Annotated in this window: 12 protein-coding genes and 2 pseudogenes; 11 read left to right on the top strand and 3 right to left on the bottom strand. The window is 61.5% G+C overall.

What is annotated here, in order from left to right; translation table 11 throughout:
• Positions 1-80: 80 nt before the first annotated feature.
• The 5 genes from OKW98_RS21625 (at position 81) to OKW98_RS21605 (ending at position 4,821) form a co-directional block, all read left to right on the top strand.
• A complete protein-coding gene (locus OKW98_RS21625) occupies positions 81-716 on the top strand; it encodes a CGNR zinc finger domain-containing protein (protein WP_265386585.1) in 636 nt (211 codons plus the stop codon).
• Positions 717-858: 142 nt separating this feature from the next.
• Positions 859-1,776 (top strand): DUF72 domain-containing protein, encoded by a 918-nt coding sequence (locus tag OKW98_RS21620; protein WP_265386584.1) that lies wholly within the window; start codon positions 859-861, stop codon positions 1,774-1,776.
• On the top strand, positions 1,773-2,567 hold the full coding sequence (locus OKW98_RS21615) for an endonuclease/exonuclease/phosphatase family protein (protein WP_416147516.1): 795 nt from the start codon (positions 1,773-1,775) through the stop codon (positions 2,565-2,567). The genes OKW98_RS21620 and OKW98_RS21615 overlap by 4 nt, the downstream gene beginning before the upstream one ends.
• A 5-nt stretch (positions 2,568-2,572) precedes the next feature.
• Positions 2,573-3,823: a cardiolipin synthase ClsB gene (gene clsB, locus OKW98_RS21610; protein WP_416148530.1), complete on the top strand. Its 1,251-nt coding sequence runs from the start codon at positions 2,573-2,575 to the stop codon at positions 3,821-3,823.
• A 65-nt stretch (positions 3,824-3,888) separates the two neighbouring features.
• Positions 3,889-4,821 (top strand): lysylphosphatidylglycerol synthase domain-containing protein, encoded by a 933-nt coding sequence (locus OKW98_RS21605; protein ID WP_265389806.1) that lies wholly within the window; start codon positions 3,889-3,891, stop codon positions 4,819-4,821.
• Between the two features lie 512 nt (positions 4,822-5,333).
• Here the strand turns inward: OKW98_RS21605 and OKW98_RS27670 are convergent.
• The 3 genes and pseudogenes from OKW98_RS27670 to OKW98_RS21590 form a co-directional block, all read right to left on the bottom strand.
• Positions 5,334-5,765, bottom strand: a pseudogene (locus tag OKW98_RS27670) (methyl-accepting chemotaxis protein); the annotation flags it as partial.
• 153 nt (positions 5,766-5,918) lie between these two features.
• A pseudogene (locus OKW98_RS27665) lies at positions 5,919-6,554 on the bottom strand (PAS domain-containing protein); the annotation flags it as partial.
• A 264-nt stretch (positions 6,555-6,818) separates the two neighbouring features.
• On the bottom strand, positions 6,819-7,745 hold the full coding sequence (locus OKW98_RS21590; RefSeq protein WP_265386583.1) for a MurR/RpiR family transcriptional regulator: 927 nt from the start codon (positions 7,743-7,745) through the stop codon (positions 6,819-6,821).
• A 246-nt stretch (positions 7,746-7,991) separates the two neighbouring features.
• On the opposite strand from OKW98_RS21590, the gene OKW98_RS21585 reads away from it, so the two are divergent.
• From OKW98_RS21585 to OKW98_RS21560, 6 genes are all read left to right on the top strand, one after another.
• Positions 7,992-9,929 carry a bifunctional 5-dehydro-2-deoxygluconokinase/5-dehydro-2-deoxyphosphogluconate aldolase gene (locus OKW98_RS21585; protein WP_265386582.1) on the top strand — a complete coding sequence of 646 codons (1,938 nt, stop codon included), beginning with the start codon at positions 7,992-7,994 and terminating at the stop codon, positions 9,927-9,929.
• Between the two features lie 60 nt (positions 9,930-9,989).
• Positions 9,990-10,943, top strand: coding sequence for a myo-inosose-2 dehydratase (iolE, locus tag OKW98_RS21580; RefSeq protein WP_265386581.1), 954 nt, complete (start codon positions 9,990-9,992; stop codon positions 10,941-10,943).
• Between the two features lie 2 nt (positions 10,944-10,945).
• A complete protein-coding gene (iolB, locus tag OKW98_RS21575; protein ID WP_265386580.1) occupies positions 10,946-11,755 on the top strand; it encodes a 5-deoxy-glucuronate isomerase in 810 nt (269 codons plus the stop codon).
• Between the two features lie 19 nt (positions 11,756-11,774).
• Positions 11,775-13,274 (top strand): CoA-acylating methylmalonate-semialdehyde dehydrogenase, encoded by a 1,500-nt coding sequence (locus OKW98_RS21570; protein WP_265386579.1) that lies wholly within the window; start codon positions 11,775-11,777, stop codon positions 13,272-13,274.
• A gap of 226 nt (positions 13,275-13,500) precedes the next feature.
• Positions 13,501-15,432 (top strand): 3D-(3,5/4)-trihydroxycyclohexane-1,2-dione acylhydrolase (decyclizing), encoded by a 1,932-nt coding sequence (iolD, locus tag OKW98_RS21565; protein WP_265386578.1) that lies wholly within the window; start codon positions 13,501-13,503, stop codon positions 15,430-15,432.
• 162 nt (positions 15,433-15,594) lie between these two features.
• Entirely contained in the window at positions 15,595-16,614 is a 1,020-nt protein-coding gene (locus OKW98_RS21560; protein ID WP_265386577.1) for a Gfo/Idh/MocA family protein, read from the top strand.
• Positions 16,615-16,903 lie beyond the last annotated feature (289 nt).

The following is a 16,903-nucleotide window of genomic DNA, read 5'->3' as shown; positions in this document are numbered from 1 at the left end:
TTACCACGACCGTCCGAAACTTCAGCACCCCCTCACTTCTCTGCCATCATTCCCTCATCGCTTCAAACTGAGGGCATGCCATGTCTATCGGACAGCTGAAGATCAACGCCATCCGTCTCGTCGGCGGTGCTGCGGTGCTGGACTACCTTAATACCTGTGACGGCCGTCGTCCGGGCACGGGGTTGCGGGAGGTCGTCGACAAGCTGGGCAATCTGGAGGACATCGTCCATTGGTTTCGCCACGCCGGGCTGATCGACGATCAGGAGCATCAGCACTTCGTCGCGCTGGTACAGGATTCGTCCTGGCACACGGTGACGGCATTTGGACAGTTGATCGATTTCCGAGAAGCGCTGTATCGCTTATTGCTGCCGCTGGCGCTGGGCCACGATGCCGACCAAGCCGGCCTTGATGCGTTGAATCAGGCGCTGGTCGAGACCGCTGATCAGCGTTTGCTGGTGTTGACGCCAGCGGGTGTGATCTGGCGCTGGCGTGTCGGTGAAGACCTGAACTCGATGACGGCTGGGTTTATCGGTCGTCTCGCGGTGCAGGCGGCGGCGCTGCTCACCTCCTGCGATCTGACGCGTCTGCGGGCCTGTGCCACGCCTGACTGCGACTGGCTGTTTCTTGATACGTCGAAAAACGGACGCCGCCGCTGGTGTCAGATGAATGTCTGTGGTGCGCGGGAAAAGGTCAAAAGGGCCATGGCCGAGTCCTGAGCGCCGGCGGTGGTGCAGCCTGCCGCAATCTGCGCCATAACGCCGGCAAAAAGCCAGGGAACCTGCCACGTTCTCAAGCTTCTTATCTCTTGTTCAGAAGTGTCGGGGCAGGTGCCGCGACAGGACATGAGAGAGCACGGGCATGGGCGACATTCATATCGGCATTTCAGGCTGGCGTTACACGCCATGGCGCGGGGATTTCTATCCCGTCGGCCTGACGCAGAAAAACGAGTTGAAATTCGCCTCCAGAGCCGTGAACAGCATCGAAATCAATGGCTCGTTCTACTCATTGCAATCGCCTGACCTGTACGCGCGTTGGTACGAGGACACGCCGAAGGGATTCGTCTTCAGCGTCAAGGGCCCGCGTTACATCACCCATGTCCGCCGCCTCAAAGAGATTGACGAGCCCGTCGCCAACTTCTTCGCTTCCGGTCTTTTCCAGCTTAAGGAAAAACTGGGGCCGATTCTTTGGCAGTTCGCCCCTAACTTCACATTCGACGCCGAGCGCTTCGAGCATTTTCTGAAGTTGTTACCCCACGACGGTAAAGCGGCGAAGGCCTGCGCCAAAAAGTGCGCCGAACGCTTGCAACAGCCTGGCTACCTGGACATTCCGGCCCGCCTGAAGGTGCGTCACGCCGTTGAAATCCGTCATGAAAGTTTTCTAGTGCCGGCGTTCGTCGCGCTGCTGCGCAAATACAAGGTCGCATTGGTGGTCGCGGACACCGCTGGCAAGTGGCCCCACGTCGAAGACCTCGCCACCGATTTCGTCTATGTGCGCTTGCATGGCGACAAGGAACTCTACGCCAGCGGCTATTCCGATGAGGCGATCAAGCACTGGGGCGACCGCATCGATGCCTGGCAGCGGGGCGCGCAGCCCAGGGATGCCCAAGTGATCGTGGACAAGGCCCCTCGAGCCCGGAAGTCCCGCGACGTCTTTTGCTATTTCGACAACGACATCAAGGTTCGCGCCCCCTATGACGCGCGCCGGTTGCTTGAGCGTTTCAATCTCACTGAAAACCTGGAAGTTGCGCCAGGCGATTTGCATGGAGCCACGTTGTGACCAGTGCCCTGATCCCCGAAGACCTTAACGGCCGACGACAAAGCGCGTCGGCCTCAGTCACGCTCAACGTGCTGACCATGAACATGCACATGGGCTTCGGTTTCCTCAACAAACGCTTCATCCTGCCGGAGCTGCGCGACGCGGTGCGCACGGTGTCCGCCGATATCGTCTTCCTGCAAGAAGTCCACGGCGAGCATCAGGACCACGCGCAGAACGTGAAGAACTGGCCGACCACCTCGCAGTACGAATTCCTCGCCGACAGCATGTGGAAGGATTTCGCCTACGGCCGCAATGCCGTGTATCCCCATGGTCACCACGGTAATGCGTTGCTGTCCAAGTACCCGATCATTCGCCATGAGAACCTCGACATCTCGATCCACGGCACCGAAGAGCGCGGCCTGCTGCATTGCGTGCTGGACGTGCCGCATTTCGGCGAGCTGCACGCAGTGTGTGTGCACCTGGGCCTTAAGGAGGTTCATCGCCAGCAGCAGCTTAAGTTGATCGCCGACCTGGTGGGCCGGTTGCCTGCGGATGCGCCGGTGATTGTGGCAGGGGATTTTAACGATTGGCGGCAGAAGGCCGATAGCGTGTTGAATGCTGCCGGGCTGCGCGAGGTGTTTGTTGAATCATTTGGTGCGCCGGCGAAGAGCTTTCCGGCGCGCTTCCCATTGCTGCGCCTGGACCGCATTTACGTGCGCAACGCGCACATCCGGTCGCCCAGGGTGATGTCGAATCGCCCCTGGTCGCACCTTTCCGATCATGCGCCGTTGGCGGTGGAGGTAACGCTATGAGGGGTATGAGAGCGATGGGCGCCATGTGCGGCCTTTGGCGAGACGGCAACTCGGTGGAGTTGTTGATCAACGGCGAAGACTTTTTCGCCCGGGTGTTCGACGCCATTCGTGCGGCGCGCGAAGAAGTGCTGATCGAGACCTTTATCATTTTCGAAGACCGTATCGGCGAGGGTTTGCAGCAGGCGGTGATTGCCGCCGCCAGCCGTGGCGTGCGCGTGGTCATCACGGTGGACGACTACGGCACCAGCGACCTGAGCACAGCGTTCGTCAGCAAGATGATTGAAGCCGGCGTGCAGATTCAGCTGTTCGACCCGCGCCCGAAATTGATGGGCATGCGCACCAACCTGTTCCGGCGCCTGCACCGCAAAGTGGTGGTGATCGATGGCGAGACGTCGTTTATGGGCGGGATCAACTACAGCGTCGACCACATGGCCGACACCGGCATAACCGCAAAGCAGGACTACGCGGTGCTGGTGCGCGGACCGATTGTTGCGGACATCTATCGCTCGACACTGGGCATGCTCGGCCCCGCCGTGCGCAAGACCTTCACGCCGCTCAAGCCGGTGACGCGTCAGGCCGGCAGCGCACGGATGTTGCTCGCCGAACGCGACAACCGTCACCACACCACCGACATCGAAGAGCAATACCTGCTGGCGATGCGCAACGCGACTCAGCGCATCACCATCGCCAACGCCTACTTCTTCCCCAGCTACCGGTTCCTGCGTGAGCTGCGCAACGCGGCCCGTCGGGGGGTGAAAGTCACGCTGATCCTTCAGGGCCAACCGGACATGCCGTTCGTGCGCGTGTGCTCGCGCCTGACCTACACCTGGCTGCTGCGCGAAGGCGTGGTCATTCATGAGTACACACAGCGGGCGCTGCACGGCAAAGTCGCGCTGATCGACCACGAGTGGTCAACCGTAGGCTCCAGCAACCTCGACCCCTTGAGCCTCGCACTGAACCTGGAGGCCAACCTGTTCATTCGCGACCACGCCTTGAACCAGCGCTTGCACGAGCACCTGCGCGACCTCGCCGTGGCCCACAGCAAACAGGTCAACCTCAAGGGCCTGGCGAAAGGGCAGTGGTGGCGCGCGCCGATGATCTTCCTCAGCTTCCACTTCCTGAGGCACTTCCCGGCAATTGCTGGCCTGTTCCCGGTGCACGGCCCACGGCTGAAACCGCTGCGCGCTCCGGAAACCCTGCCGGAAGCTGCCGTGCTTAAAAACGAGCTGCCGGCCGATCAGGAGAAATCCCTGTGACCGGCGTCTCCCAAACCTCGGCCCACGAGCAGAAACCGGCCGATGCGGGCAAGAATCGTCCGTGGCTGAAGTGGGCCAAGCGCGCCTTCACGCTGTTCTTCTTCATCGCCGTGCCGGTGTTGCTGTACACGCTGATGAAAAACCTCGACTGGAACGAGGTGATGCATGCGCTGGAGTCCTACAAGCTCAGCACCCTGGCGCTGGGTTTCGTCATCGCAGCGGGCAGCTACCTGACCTACTGCTGCTTCGACGTCCTGGCGCGGCGCTACACCGAACACAAACTGGCGGTGAAACAGATCATCCCGGTTACGTTTGTTTGCTACGCCTTCAACCTCAACCTGAGTTCATGGGTCGGCGGGATCGCGCTTCGCTATCGGCTGTACTCGCGGCTGGGGCTGGACGTGCCGACCATCACACGCATCCTTAGCCTGAGCCTGATCACCAACTGGCTGGGCTACATGCTGCTGGCCGGTTTCGTGTTTGCCGGGGACTTCGTCGACCTGCCCGACGGCTGGAAGATTGGCGACACCTCGTTGCAACTGATCGGCTTTGTCTTGCTGGCAATCTGCCTGTCGTACTTCCTGGCCTGTCGCTTCTCCAAAAAACGCACCTGGACCGTTCGCAAGCAACAGTTTGTGCTGCCCTCGCTGAACCAGGCCATGCGCCAGGCGTTGCTGGGCGCCCTGAACTGGGGACTGATGGCGCTGCTGATCTACGTGCTGCTCCCGGAAAAAGCCTTCTACCCGGCGGTGCTCGGGATCCTGCTGATCAGCAGCATCGCCGGCGTCATCGCCCACATCCCCGCCGGGCTGGGTGTGCTGGAAACCGTCTTCATCACCCTCATGCAACACCAATTCAGCAAAGGCCAACTGCTGGCCGCGCTGATTGGCTATCGGGTGATCTACTTCCTGATTCCGCTGATGATTGCGCTGGTGGTCTACGTTGTTTTGGAAAAGCGCGCGAAGGCGATGCGGAGCAAGAATGAAGGGAATTTGTAGGCGAGGAGATGGATTAGATTGGGCGGGCAGGGGACAGATTAATTCACGGTGAAGCGTTGTAAATAAATCAGCCCCTTAATTCAGTCCAAGAGAAGTGCTGCCCAGACTGGCCCCTTCCCGGCTAAAGCCGGTCCCACTAACAGCAGCGCGCGCATTCAGTAAGATTGGCGGTGACTGTAGGACCGGCTTCAGCCGGGAAGCTTTTGATCTGCTTTTGATCTTCGTACCCAGCCAGCCCGGACACCGCCAATCGCGACTTTGGTGCAGGCTGAACGCAGGTCTCGCGGAGTGGGCCGAGCCGCATGGATGCGGCGAGAGCGCCGTCAGGACATGGATGTCCGTTCGGCGCGGGCCCACGGAGCGAGACCGGAGTGAAGGAACCCTGACGAAGGAAGGGCCAAACCGAGAGCAGGCACTTTTGCTTACTTTTGGTGCTTTTCAAAAGTAAGTCGCCGAAGGCGAAACAGTCTGCCCCCAGGCAGACGCCCTTGATCTTGCTCTTGATCTTAAGATCAATCCCGCCCGGCGAACATCCGTACGGCATCCACCGCATCATTCGTCCCCGAACTGATCTGCACAATCGCATCCCCCGCCTGATCCGCCAGATCCACACCCTTCACCGCCGTGCTCCGCGTATTGTCCATACTCACAATCGCCTGCCGCGTCTCGGTCTGAATCACCTGAATCATCTCCGAAATCTCCTGCGTCGACCGGCTCGTGCGCCCCGCCAGTTGCCGAACCTCATCGGCCACCACCGCAAAACCACGGCCCTGATCCCCGGCCCGAGCCGCCTCGATCGCCGCATTCAACGCCAGCAGGTTCGTCTGATCCGCAATACTGCGAATCGTATTCACGATTGCCGTAATCTGCTCCGACCGCTCACCCAACTGACCAATGATCCGCGACGAATCATCGATGTTCTGCGAAATCTGACGCATCTCACTGGCCGCCTGCTGGATCACCAGCGTGCCCTGCTCGGCATACTTCTGCGTCTGCACCGAAATGTGATACGCCTGCGCAGCGCTGTGGGAATCCTGCTCGTGCTTTTCGATGCGCGCGGTCACATCCGACGCAAACTTCACCACCTTCCACAACTTGCCACTGGCGTCGTACACCGGGTTATAAGACGCCTCAAGCCAGAGCGTCCGACCCTGCTTGCCGACACGTTTGAACTGATCGCTGCAGAACTCGCCCTTGTTCAGCCGACGCCAGAAATCCTGGTAATCGGCGCTATTGGCCAGCTCCGGCGGGCAAAGCATCTTGTGGTTCTTGCCCAACAGCTCCTGCCGGCTATAGCCCAACAAGCGCAACAGGTTGTCGTTGGCGGCGATGATCGTGCCATCCAGATCGAACTCGATGATGGCCATGGCGCGGTCGATGGCCTGCAATTTGTTGCGCGTCTCACTCTCGGCCTGAAGCTTGGCGGTCACGTCCATGGCGTACTTGACCACCCGGATGACCTTGCCGTCCGAGTCCCTGACCGCGTTGTAACTGGCCTCCAGCCACACGGTGCTGCCATCGCCCGCGACGCGCTCGAAAGTGGACGACACGAACTCGCCGTTACGCAAGCGCGACCACAACTGCGCGTACTCAGGGCTGCGGGCGTGTTCGGGCGTGCAGAACATGCGGTGTTCCTTGCCGATGACCTGCTCGGGCCGGTAGCGCATGGTTTTGAAGAAGTTGTCGTTTGCCTTGAGCACCACGCCGTTCAGATCGAACTCGATGCTGGCCATCGAGCGATTGATCGCCTCCAGCAGGCTGGCCTGATGGGCGACGGTCAGTTGCAGGTCCTGGATGGTTTTATTCTTGGACGAGTCGAAAAACATGATGGCGGCTCAGGCAAGTGGATGAGGTGTGGTCCTGATCCATGACCTGGCGAGCGAGAAGCAGCTCAGATGCGAAGTCCATTTGCAGTGAAGCAGATAATCACGCAGGTGATGTTAGAAAGCTATACCAAAGTTGTACATTTCATCGGGTTTGTACAAGGTCGTCAGTGATCAGTCGTCGAAGCCGGCCTGTTCGGAGATCTCGTCCACCTTCAGCTCCAGGCGATAGGCCACGGCAATGAACAGCGCCTGACACAAACACAACGTAGCGCTGAGCGAACGAAACGCGAACGAGCTGCCTTCGTTGACCAGCAGCACGGCATTCGCACGCTTGGCCAGCGGCGACAGGTTGCTGTCAGTAATGATCAACGTCTTGGCTTGATGATGCTGTGCGATGCGCAGGCAGTGCTGGGTTTCCTTGCCATAGGGCGTGAAGCTGATGGCGATCACCAGATCATTGGCGCGCACGCTGCGCATCTGCTCTCGGTAACTGCCGCCGAGGCCTGAAATCAGGTGGATGCGTTTGTTAGTGTGCTGCAGGTTGTAGACCAGATAGTCGGCGACGGCGAAGGAGCGGCGCACCCCGACCACGTAGATGTTGTCGGCGTTGACCACCAGGTCCACGGCTTTCTCGAAAGCTTCGTCGTCCAGCTCCAGGGCCAGCCGCTCCAGCCCCGACAGCGTGGCATTGACGCATTCGCGGGCCAGATCGCCTGCGCTGGCCTTCTGCGATTTGTTGGCGATCATGCTGCGAATGCGTTGCTGGTAGTTTTGCACCGGCGTGGCTTTGTGGGTGTAGGCCTCGCGAAACAGCGCCTGCATTTCGCTGAACCCGCTGAAGCCGAAGCGCTGGGAGAACCGCACGATGGCGGAAGGGTGCACCTCGCATTCCCGGGCGATGTCGCTGATGCGGTCGACCATGATCCGGTCGCTCTGCTGGCTCATGTAGCTGGCGATGCGCTTGAGCTGGCGCGGCAGGGTCTCGTATTCGGCCGTGATCAGCTTGAGCAGTGCATCGGCGGTCTCGGGCGCGGCATTGACGGGCGTTAAACCGTCGGTTGCGGTGTCGGGAGAGCCTGGCTGATCGAGGCTGGGCATACATGCAAATCCTTTGGCGGGTGGTTGCGTGGCAGAGGGTCGGGGTACACAGGCGGCCAGTTTTGCAGGCTGCGACCCGCAATGCAAAGTGGAATAAATATTCCACATGATAATAATTTAGAAAAATTCATTGATCAAGGCCCGGCGCCGTTCTAGTCTGCATCCACGAACTCGCTTGCAAGCATCGCGTTTGTGGGCAAGGGCATCAGCAATCAAACCCATAACAATAAAAGAAGAGGGGCCGGCATGGGCCAGACTCGTTTTGCCACCGGGCGTCAGCTGGACGTAATTTGTCTCGGGCGCCTGGGCGTCGATCTCTATGCACAGCAGATCGGCGCGCGCCTGGAGGACGTCAGCAGTTTCGCCAAATACCTCGGCGGCTCCTCCGCCAACATCGCCTTCGGCACCGCACGGTTGGGCGTGAAATCAGCCATGCTGACCCGCGTCGGCGACGACCACATGGGCCGGTTTCTCGTCGAATCCCTGGCACGGGAGGGCTGTGATGTCAGTGGCATCAAGGTCGACGCCGAACGCCTGACCGCCATGGTCCTGCTCGGCATCAAGGACCGCGAAACCTTTCCGCTGGTGTTCTACCGCGAGAACTGCGCCGACATGGCGCTGCAACCCGAAGACATCCATGAAGCGCAGATCGCCTCCAGCAAGGCGCTGTTGATCACCGGCACGCATTTCTCTACCGATCAGGTGTTCCGCGCCAGCAGTCAGGCGCTGGACTACGCCGAAAAACACAACGTCAAACGCGTCCTCGACATCGATTACCGCCCGGTGCTCTGGGGCCTGGCCGGCAAGGCTGACGGCGAGACGCGCTTTGTCGCCAACGACGCCGTCAGCCAGCACGTACAGCGCATTCTGCCGCGCTTCGACCTGATCGTCGGCACCGAAGAAGAATTCCTCATCGCCGGCGGCTCGACCGATTTGCTCACCGCCCTGCGCCGGGTCCGCGAGCTCAGTGCCGCGACCCTGGTGGTGAAACTCGGGCCCCAGGGTTGCACGGTGATTCACGGGGCGATTCCGGCGAAGCTCGAAGACGGCGCGATTTACCCCGGCGTACGCGTGGAAGTGCTGAATGTGCTGGGCGCGGGCGACGCGTTCATGTCCGGCTTCCTCAAGGGCTGGCTCAACGACGACAGCGACGAGCGCTGCTGCCAGTTAGCCAATGCCTGCGGCGGTCTGGTGGTGTCGCGCCACGCCTGTGCGCCGGCCATGCCGACGCTGGTCGAGCTGGAATATTTGTTCAACAGCCCGGTGCCGATTACCCGACCCGATCAGGACGCGGTGCTGCAGCGCCTGCACCGGGTCAGCGTGCCCCGTCGCGAGTGGCAGCCACTGTTCATTTTCGCCTTCGATCATCGCGGCCAACTGGTCGAGCTGGCGCAAAAGGCCGGGCGCGATCCGGCCTGCATCGGCCAGCTCAAGCAGTTGTTCGTTCAAGCGGTCGCGCGGGTCGAGGCTGATTTGCACACGCGCGGCATCGCGGCCGATGTCGGCGTGCTGGCGGATCAGCGCTTTGGTCAGGACTCACTGAACGCGGCCAGCGGGCGCGGCTGGTGGGTGGCCCGCCCGGTGGAGGTGCAGGGCTCGCGCCCGCTGGCGTTCGAGCACGGGCGTTCGGTGGGCAGTACCCTGCAAAGCTGGCCTCAAGAGCAGATCATCAAGTGCCTGGTGCAATACCATCCGGACGACGAGCCGATGCTGCGCCTTGAGCAGGAAGCGCAATTGCTGGGCCTGTATCAGGCGTCGCTGGCCAGCGGTCACGAACTGCTGCTGGAAGTGATTCCGCCCAAGGATCATCCTTCGACCCACCCGGACGTCATCTACCGTTCCCTCAAGCGCCTCTACAACCTCGGCATTTACCCGGCGTGGTGGAAAATCGAATCGCAGCCCGCCGAGGTCTGGGAGCAGCTCGACGCGCTGATTCACGAGCGCGATCCGTACTGCCGGGGTGTGGTCTTGCTGGGGCTGAACGCGCCCGCCGAAACACTGGCGGCCGGCTTTCGTCAGGCGGCGAAAAGCACCACCTGCCGGGGTTTCGCCGTCGGCCGTACGATCTTTCACGAGCCCAGCCGAGCCTGGCTGGAGGGCGAAATCGATGACGCGGAGCTGATCACTCGGGTGCAGAGCAACTTCGGTTTCCTGATCGAATCCTGGCGCGACGCTCGGGCCTGAAGTCAGAACCCGCAGCCTATGTGTTCAGTTGAACGAGATAACAACAATAAAGGTGCAGCCATGCCCGCTTCTGCAATCCGAATTGGCATCAACCCGATTTCCTGGAGCAACGACGACCTCCCGGCCCTCGGTGGCGAAACGCCCCTGAGCACGGCGCTCAGCGAGGGCAAAGAGATCGGCTACGAAGGCTTCGAGCTCAACGGTAAATTCCCCAAAGACGGCCAAGGCGTGGCCGATGTGTTGCGCCCATATGACCTGGCGCTGGTGTCGGGCTGGTATTCCGGTCGGCTCGCCAGCCGTTCGGCGGCCGAGGAAATCGACGCCATCGCCAGCCACGTCGAACTGCTCAAGCACAACGGCGCCACGGTGCTGGTGTATGGCGAAGTCGCCGATTCGATTCAGGGCCAGCGCATCCGACTGGTCGAGCGGCCGCGCTTCCACAGCGCCAGCGCCTGGCAGGCCTATGCCGACAAACTCACCGAACTCGCCCGGTTCACGCTGTCCCAGGGCGTGCGTCTGGCCTATCACCACCACATGGGGGCGTATGTGGAATCGCCGGAGGACATTGACACGCTGATGGCCCTGACCGGCGACGAGGTCGGCCTGCTGTTCGATTCCGGTCACTGCTACATGGGCGGCGGCGAACCGCTTCAAGTGCTGAGCAAACACATCAATCGCGTCTGCCACGTGCATTTCAAGGACGTGCGCAAGCCGGTGGTGCAACTGGCGCGCAACAACCTCTGGAGCTTTCCGGACTGCATCGTCAACGGTACCTTCACCGTACCGGGCGATGGCGACATCAATTTCGCCGCGCTGCTGGACGTGTTGATGCAAGCCGGTTACCAGGGCTGGCTGGTGGTCGAAGCGGAACAGGACCCGGCGGTCGCGCCGAGCTATGCCTACGCGAAGAAGGGCTACGAGACCCTGCGCACGTTGCTTGCCGCCGCGCAAACTCACTACGCGCTTCAACCACCCAGCACGTCTCAACAACCGCCTGAACACAGGAGCCTGTGAACATGAATCTCTTGGTCAAGAGCAAGGCCGACGGCCGCGACGTGGTAGCGCTGGCCGACGGCGTGATGACGTACGTCGGGTTCTCCGCCCACCGACTCAGTGTCGGCGAACGCCTGCCAGTGAGCGCGGGCGACAAGGAAATCTGCCTGGTGCTGCTAAGCGGCCGCATCAGCGTTAGCGGCGAGGCGCCGGGGCAGGGCGGTTTCAACTGGGAAAACCTCGGCGATCGGCAGTCCGTGTTCGAGGACAAATCGCCCTTCGCCGTGTACCTGCCGCCGGGCAGTCAGGCCGAAGTCACGGCGTTGAGCGCAGTGCAGATTGCCGTGTGTGCCGCGCCAGGCGATGCGTCCAAAGACTTGCCGGCGCGGTTGATCAAACCGGACACGATGAAACGCAGCGTGCGCGGTCGGGCGGCCAACACCCGTTACGTCTGCGACATCCTTCCCGATTCCGAGCCCGCGCATTCGTTGCTGGTGGTGGAAGTGCGCACGCCCTCCGGCCACTCGTCCAGCTACCCGCCACACAAGCACGACACGGATGATTTGCCGCACCAGAGCTTTCTCGAAGAAACCTATTACCATCAGGTCAATCCGCCCCAGGGCTATGTGTTCCAGCGCGTGTACACCGACGATCGCAGCATCGATCAGGCCATGGCCGTGGAGAACAACGATCTGGTCACGGTGCCCAAGGGGTATCACCCGGTCACCGTGCCTTATGGCTACGAGTCCTATTATTTGAACGTGATGGCCGGCCCAAAGCGCGCCTGGCAATTTCATAACGATCCGCAGCATAGTTGGCTGCTAGATTTATAAGCTTCCAAGGAGCCCTGAAATGAGCAACGCCCCGATCATCGGCCACTACATCAACGGCCAGATTCACGACAGCGCCGAGCGTTTCAGCGATGTGTTCAATCCGGCCACCGGCGCTGTGCAGGCCCGGGTGGCGCTGGCGGAACTGAAGACCGTTGACGAAGCCGTTGCCGCTGCCCAGGCGGCGTTTCCCGCCTGGGCGGATCAGTCCTCCCTGCGGCGTGCGCGGGTCATGTTCAAGTTCAAGGAGTTGCTCGACCAGCACCATGACGAGCTGGCGGCCATCATCTGCCGCGAGCACGGCAAGGTGTTTTCCGATGCCAAGGGCGAAGTGGTCCGTGGCATTGAGATCGTCGAGTTTGCCTGTGGCGCGCCGAGCCTGCTGAAGAGCGACTACAGCGACAACATCGGTGGCGGCATCGACAACTGGAACCTGCGTCAGCCACTGGGCGTTTGCGCCGGCGTCACACCGTTCAACTTTCCGGTGATGGTGCCGCTGTGGATGATTCCCATGGCGCTGGTTACCGGCAACTGCTTCATCCTCAAACCGTCCGAGCGCGACCCGTCGGCGAGCCTGCTGATGGCGCAGCTGTTGAAACAGGCGGGCCTGCCGGATGGCGTGTTCAACGTGGTGCAGGGCGACAAGGTGGCCGTGGATGCGTTGTTGCAGCACAAGGGCATCGAGGCGATTTCGTTTGTCGGCTCCACGCCCATCGCCGAATACATTCACCAACAGGGCACTGCCCACGGCAAACGCGTGCAGGCACTCGGCGGTGCGAAGAATCACATGATCGTCATGCCCGATGCCGATCTGGATCAGGCCGCTGACGCATTGATCGGTGCGGCCTACGGTTCGGCGGGCGAACGCTGCATGGCGATTTCCATCGCCGTGGTGGTGGGAGACGTGGGGCAGAAGCTCATCGACAAACTGCTGCCGCGCATCGATGCGCTCAAGGTCGGCAACGGCATGAACGCCGATTCGGACATGGGCCCGCTGGTGACGGCGGTGCACAAGGCCAAGGTCGAGGGGTATATCGCCCAGGGTGTGCAGGAAGGCGCGAAGCTGATCGTCGACGGGCGCAACTTCACGGTGCCGGGCGCGGAACAGGGCTTCTTCGTCGGCGCCACGCTGTTCGATGACGTGACGCCGGAAATGACTATTTATAAGGAAGAGATCTTCGGGCCGGTGCTGGGCATCGTCCACGTGCCTGATTTCGCCTCGGCGGTGGAGCTGATCAATGCCCACGAATTCGGCAATGGCGTGTCGTGCTTCACCAGCGACGGCGGCATCGCCCGGGCGTTTGCGCGCAACATCAAGGTCGGCATGGTGGGCATCAACGTGCCGATCCCGGTGCCGATGGCCTGGCATTCGTTCGGTGGCTGGAAGCGCTCGCTGTTCGGCGATCATCATGCCTACGGCGAAGAAGGCCTGCGCTTTTACAGCCGCTACAAAAGCGTCATGCAGCGCTGGCCGGACAGCATCGCCAAGGGCGCGGAATTCAGCATGCCGACGGCGAAGTAACAAACGTCGAACGCCGATGTTCGTTTGCGCCTGTACGGACGCGCTGGCGAGGGTTCGCTCCGTAGGAGCCGGCTTGCTGGCGAACGCGGTTGATCAGTGCCAGATAGGTTGACTGACCCACCGCATTCGCCAGCAAGCCGGCTCCCACAGATCGCGTAACGAGCCCGCTGACAGCGGAGTCAGCACAGCGGGGCTTCATCACCTCTAATAACAACAAGGTGCAAGCATGACCACGACTCGATTGACCATGGCCCAGGCCCTGGTGAAGTTTCTCGATAACCAGTACGTCGAAGTCGACGGCGTGCAGAGCAAGTTCGTCGCCGGGGTATTCACCATTTTCGGTCACGGCAACGTGCTGGGCCTGGGCCAGGCGCTGGAGCAGGACAGCGGCGAGCTCATTGTCCATCAAGGCCGCAACGAACAAGGCATGTGCCATGCCGCCATGGGCTTCGCCAAGCAGCACCTGCGGCGCAAGGTCTACGCCTGCAGCTCATCGGTCGGCCCCGGCGCCGCCAACATGATCACCGCTGCGGCCACCGCATCGGCCAACCGCATTCCGCTGCTGTTGCTGCCCGGCGATGTCTACGCCAGTCGCCAGCCCGATCCGGTGCTGCAGCAGATCGAACAATTCCACGACCTCAGCATCAGCACCAACGACGCCTTCAAGGCCGTCAGCAAATACTGGGACCGCATCAACCGCCCCGAGCAACTGATGAGCGCGGCTCTCAACGCCATGCGCGTGCTCACCGACCCTGCCGAAACCGGCGCCGTTACCGTGGCGCTGCCCCAGGACGTGCAGGCTGAAGCCTACGACTACCCCGATTCCTTCCTGCAAAAACGCGTGCACCGCATCGACCGCCGTCCGCCCACCGAAGCCATGCTCAACGACGCCGTGGCGCTGCTCAAAGGCAAACGCAAGCCGCTGCTGATCTGTGGTGGCGGCGTCCGCTATTCCGGAGCGGCTGCCGAGTTGCAGGCGTTCGCCGAGCGCTTCGGCATCCCGTTCAGCGAAACCCAGGCGGGCAAGAGCGCCATCGTCTCCGCGCATCCGCTGAACATGGGCGGCATCGGTGAAACCGGCACCCTGGCGGCGAATACCCTGGCGCGGGAAGCTGACCTGATCATCGGCGTCGGCACCCGTTACAGCGACTTCACCACCGGCTCGAAGTCCCTCTTTCAAAACCCCGACGTGCAGTTCCTCAACCTCAACGTCGGCGCATTCGATGTGCAGAAACTCGACGGCGTGCAGGTGCTGGCCGATGCGCGACTGGCATTGCAGTCCCTGGCGGATCAGTTGGGCGACTACCGCGCGCAATGGGGCGATCAACCGCGCGAAGCGAGGGCCGCGCTGGACGCGGAAGTGGACCGGCTGTACGCCGTGGAATACCAGACCGAGGATTTCGAGCCGGAAGTCAGTGGCCATCTTGACCCTCAGGTGCTGCGCGATTTCATCGAGATGACCGGGTCGTGCCTGACCCAGAGCCGGGTGCTGGGCGTGCTCAATCAGCAATTGCCGGCGGACGCGGTCATCGTCGCGGCGGCCGGCAGCCTGCCCGGGGATTTGCAGCGGGCGTGGCGCAGCACCAGTGTCGACAGTTATCACGTCGAGTACGGCTATTCGTGCATGGGCTATGAGGTGAACGCCGCGTTGGGCGTGAAAATGGCGGCGCCGGAGCGTGAGGTCTACGCGCTGGTGGGCGACGGTTCCTACTTGATGCTGCACTCGGAGCTGGCCACCTCGATTCAGGAGCGGCGCAAGATCAATGTGGTGCTGCTGGACAACATGGCCTTCGGTTGCATCAACAATTTGCAGATGGGCAACGGCATGGGCAGTTTCGGCACCGAGTTCAGGTATCGCAATCCCGAGACCGGTCAGCTGGATGGCGACTTCGTGCCGGTGGATTTTGCGATGAGTGCCGCGGCCTATGGCTGCAAGACCTACAAGGTCAGCAACGCCCGGGAGCTGGAAGCAGCCCTGGCCGATGCGCGCACGCAGACTGTTTCGACGCTGATCGACATCAAGGTGCTGCCGAAAACCATGATCCACGGTTACCTGTCGTGGTGGCGCGTGGGCGTGGCGCAGGTGTCGACCACGGGCACAACGGCCGAGGCGTATGAGCGGCAAACAGCGGCGTTGGCCAAGGCCCGTAAATATTGAACACAGTCCATGTAGGAGCGTGGCTTGTCCCGCGATCTGCCGGGAACCGGCAGCACATTCAGCCAATGCGGTGTGTCTGATACAGCGCATTGGTTGAATTGACGACGACTGCGTCGCCGATCGCGGGACAAGCCACGCTCCTACAGGGAAAGGAGATTACACATGAAAATCGGACTCATCGGCTACGGCAAGGGCGGGCGCTATTTCCACGCGCCGCTGATTGCCAGCCTGCCCGGCGTAACCTTTGCCGGCGTGGTCACCCGTTCGCCGGAACGCCGCCAGGACCTGCGCAACGATTACCCCAAAGTCCCGGCCTTCGACAGCCTGGCCGATCTGGTCGCCGCCGGTGTCGATGCGGTGGTGATCTCCACGCCACTGGCCTCCCGGCGTGCCTTGATTCTCGACGCCATCGCGCTCGGCGTCCCCGTGGTCAGCGACAAGCCGTTCGCCCCGGATGCCCAGGCAGCACAGGAACTGGTGGACGCCGCCGAACGCCGAGGCGTGCTATTGGGCGTGTACCAGAATCGCCGCTGGGACTCGGATTTTCTCACCGTGCGCAAGCTGATCGATCAGGGTGTTTTAGGCGACATCAGCCGCTTCGAGTCCCGGGTCGAGCGCTATTCGCCTTCCTCCGTAGGCAAGGAGAGCGGCGGCGGCATTCTGCGCGATCTCGGCAGCCATCTGGTGGACCAGGCGCTGTTGCTGTTCGGGCCGGTGAAGCGGGTTTACGCCGAGCTTGAGTTCGCGACGCCGGAGCAAAAAGTCGATCATGGATTCTTTATTTCACTGACCCATGCCACCGGCGTGGTTTCGCACCTCTGGGGCAACTGCCTGCAAAACGTCCAGGGCCCGCGATTTCGGGTCAATGGTTCACAGGGCTGCTATACCGTGGAGGGCCTCGACGGTCAGGAAGCTGCCGCTCTGGCGGGGTTGTCTCCCAGATCCGAAGGCGAACGCTGGGGCGTGGAAGAACATCGACGCTGGGGCTGGTTTGAGCAGGGCGAGCACCGCGAGCGGGTCCCGTCAGAGCGCGGCTGCTGGACCGAGTTTTACCGGCAGTGGCAGGAGGCGGTGATGAATCAGGGGCGCAATCCTGTCGATGCAAACGATGCGGTCGCCTCGGCCCGCGTGCTGGATGCCGCGAGGATCAGCGCGATGGAGGGCAGGGTGGTAGCGATTTAGCAGACGCCCACGATGAAGATCAAACTGGCTCACAAACCCCGATCCGTAGGAGCCGCCTTGATGGCGAACGCGGTGGGTCTGCACCAGAAATGGAGATGACACCCCCAATCCGTAGGAGCCGGCTTGCTGGCGAACCCACGATGGGCCTGTAACCGGGGGAGTGAATGACACACCGTGTTCGCCAGCAAGCCGGCTCCTACAGGGCATCGTGCACCCCCCCAATGACTGAGTTCAGGTAACAAAACATCAAAATAGAAATTAATTCTAAAAGCTGTTGAAGTAGAAATTA

It is taken from the genome of Pseudomonas sp. KU26590 (assembly GCF_026153515.1).
Taxonomy (GTDB): domain Bacteria; phylum Pseudomonadota; class Gammaproteobacteria; order Pseudomonadales; family Pseudomonadaceae; genus Aquipseudomonas.
Note: the sequence above shows the minus strand (reverse complement) of the source record. Positions and strands in the feature narration are given on the sequence as shown.

Coding starts and splice junctions, on each gene's coding strand:
- OKW98_RS21620 (WP_265386584.1), top strand. CDS start 859: ATGGGCGACATTCATATCGGCATTTCAGGCTGGCGTTACACGCCATGG.
- iolD (WP_265386578.1), top strand. CDS start 13,501: ATGACCACGACTCGATTGACCATGGCCCAGGCCCTGGTGAAGTTTCTC.
- OKW98_RS21585 (WP_265386582.1), top strand. CDS start 7,992: ATGGGCCAGACTCGTTTTGCCACCGGGCGTCAGCTGGACGTAATTTGT.
- OKW98_RS21625 (WP_265386585.1), top strand. CDS start 81: ATGTCTATCGGACAGCTGAAGATCAACGCCATCCGTCTCGTCGGCGGT.
- OKW98_RS21570 (WP_265386579.1), top strand. CDS start 11,775: ATGAGCAACGCCCCGATCATCGGCCACTACATCAACGGCCAGATTCAC.
- OKW98_RS21590 (WP_265386583.1), bottom strand. CDS start 7,745: ATGCCCAGCCTCGATCAGCCAGGCTCTCCCGACACCGCAACCGACGGT.
- clsB (WP_416148530.1), top strand. CDS start 2,573: ATGAGAGCGATGGGCGCCATGTGCGGCCTTTGGCGAGACGGCAACTCG.
- iolE (WP_265386581.1), top strand. CDS start 9,990: ATGCCCGCTTCTGCAATCCGAATTGGCATCAACCCGATTTCCTGGAGC.
- iolB (WP_265386580.1), top strand. CDS start 10,946: ATGAATCTCTTGGTCAAGAGCAAGGCCGACGGCCGCGACGTGGTAGCG.
- OKW98_RS21560 (WP_265386577.1), top strand. CDS start 15,595: ATGAAAATCGGACTCATCGGCTACGGCAAGGGCGGGCGCTATTTCCAC.